This window comes from Candidatus Aegiribacteria sp., assembly GCA_021108005.1.
Classification (GTDB): Bacteria; Fermentibacterota; Fermentibacteria; order Fermentibacterales; family JCC-6; genus Aegiribacteria.
Window position 1 is genome coordinate 1 of sequence record JAIORS010000198.1, and the last position, 1,943, is coordinate 1,943.

Below are 1,943 nucleotides of genomic sequence, written 5' to 3' on the forward strand. Positions count from 1 at the left end.
TTAGGTCCTTCCGGCAGCAGCCATTCCACTTCGCCCTCAAGCGGTATCAGCATACCATCACGTAACTCGTAATCCCAGAAACGACCCTGCCAGGGAGTTGCCACAAGCACTCCATCCACTTCGCGGTATCGTCCATTGGAACGAACCGAATTTATTAATCCCTGAGCATCAAATTGAAACACCAGCGTTACAGTGGTTGAGCCGTCGGTAAGTGTTGCGATGGCCTGTGTATCGTCAATTGCTTCCCAGACCACGCCCTGACAAGGCAGAAGCGCTGTAGGATACCATGCACCTTCAGCTACGAACCGCATTAACTCCCCTTGCGCCAGTTCCGGAGTGTTCGGTTGCTCCATCACCGTAAGGAAACCGAACAGTTTCGCAGTAAGAACTCCCTCTCCCGCGATGTATGCATCATGGACAAACACGTTAATTGCCGGTGCGATGCGAATACGTGCATCCCAGATAAAACCCGGACGCTGAGTGATTATGCTTTGAGTCGATTTGAACGGTTTCCATTGCTCTTTAGCTTCACCCATATTGAAGGTTCCGGTTTGTTCCAGACGAACCGACGCGATCAGCGGCTGCCCCTCTTTCAAAACAGCACGGAAGTAACGCTGAACAGGCGCAGGCAGTTCATCCAGCTCGTGAGAACTATACGATTCTGTTGAAATCTCAAAGCGTGCTTTTTCCATCATCGCTTGCAGTTCTCTCGTACTCGATTGCCAGCGTTTCGCGCCGTAGAGAATCGCTACGGCAATAATGAACACAAGAACAACGATTACGAATACAATGACTTTAAGCCACATATCAGATACTCCTGTATTTTCAACCGTACCAGACTTTTAGGATACCTGCTGTCAGTCTCAGCGCAGAAGCAGGATCCTGGCCAGCGCTCTTGACTCACCGGTTTTCAGGACAAGGAAGCAGACTCCTGAAGGAAGACCGGATCTGTCCCCCGTGATGGAGTTCTCTCCGGAGTGAAGCATACCCTCCCATACTATTCCCAAATATCTTCCGTCGATCCCGTAGGCCGTTATAACCCCCTGAGTCTCTTCCTGTGAAACCGCGTTGAGGTAAATATCGGATAAAGGGTTGACCTCCGGAGTGAGGGATAGTTCCCCTGTCTCATCAGGTTCTTCACTAATCCCGGTTGGTGTATAGTGTATGCGCATGCAGTTGAAAAAAGGCATGTTTGTGCCGGTAGGGCTCGTGGGATAATCGCCATCCAGGCACCTGTCTCCCGAGGGCTGCGAGGCAGCTTTAAGGTTAACGCAGGTCGATGTACTTCCCATGTACTGGAACTCGACTATCAGGTTTGAGGAGCCATCGAAAGGGAACGGCGTGTCGAGATCAAATCCGTTCCATCCGGGGGTTGATTGGCTCCAATTAATCTTCAGTGTGTCCTCACTGAACACTGTGTCAGGCTCGTTTGTACCGTAATTGGTTTCGAAGGAGCTTGAAAGAGCAGCTTCCTCCGTGGCGCAGAGAAGTATCCTGAAATTGTAGTAATCACCCGTCGCAAAGGCGATGTGCGTGCTCAAAAGCTCGATTCTGTCTATTATTACCGGGATGTTGAGTTCCTCTTCGAGTACCAGAACCTGGTACCTTCGTCCAGGAGCTCCTCAAGTGCCGCAAAACGGCCTGTTGGTCGTTACCGTCCCGCCGGCCCCTATCTCAGCGAAATCTGCCATGGCGGTAATGCAGAGAAGTACTGATAAAAATAAGCTTATCCTCATCGTATTCAACTCCAGTCTCTTTAATATTTCAACCTGAGATTAATGATAATAATGGAAGTATGCCTGGTCAATTTCAAGGAGATGACCTTCATCTCTCCACCGCACTTCGGACACTTCAAAGCGTCAACATCCCAGACCTCCGCCCGAGCCGCTGGAACTCGTCTGCGAGCCATGCGCGGACCACGTTCCCTGGCAAGACGATGTTCC

At 50.6% G+C, this 1,943-nt stretch carries 3 protein-coding genes; all 3 read right to left on the reverse strand.

Annotated elements, in window-relative coordinates:
* On the reverse strand, nucleotides 1-806 hold an 806-nt coding region (locus tag K8S15_12525), incomplete at its 3' end, for a hypothetical protein (protein ID MCD4776861.1).
* Between the two features lie 57 nt (nucleotides 807-863).
* Nucleotides 864-1,541 carry a hypothetical protein gene (locus K8S15_12530; GenBank protein MCD4776862.1) on the reverse strand — a complete coding sequence of 226 codons (678 nt, stop codon included), beginning with the start codon at nucleotides 1,539-1,541 and terminating at the stop codon, nucleotides 864-866.
* Between the two features lie 215 nt (nucleotides 1,542-1,756).
* Nucleotides 1,757-1,943: hypothetical protein (locus tag K8S15_12535; protein MCD4776863.1), on the reverse strand; the 187-nt coding region annotated here is incomplete at its 5' end.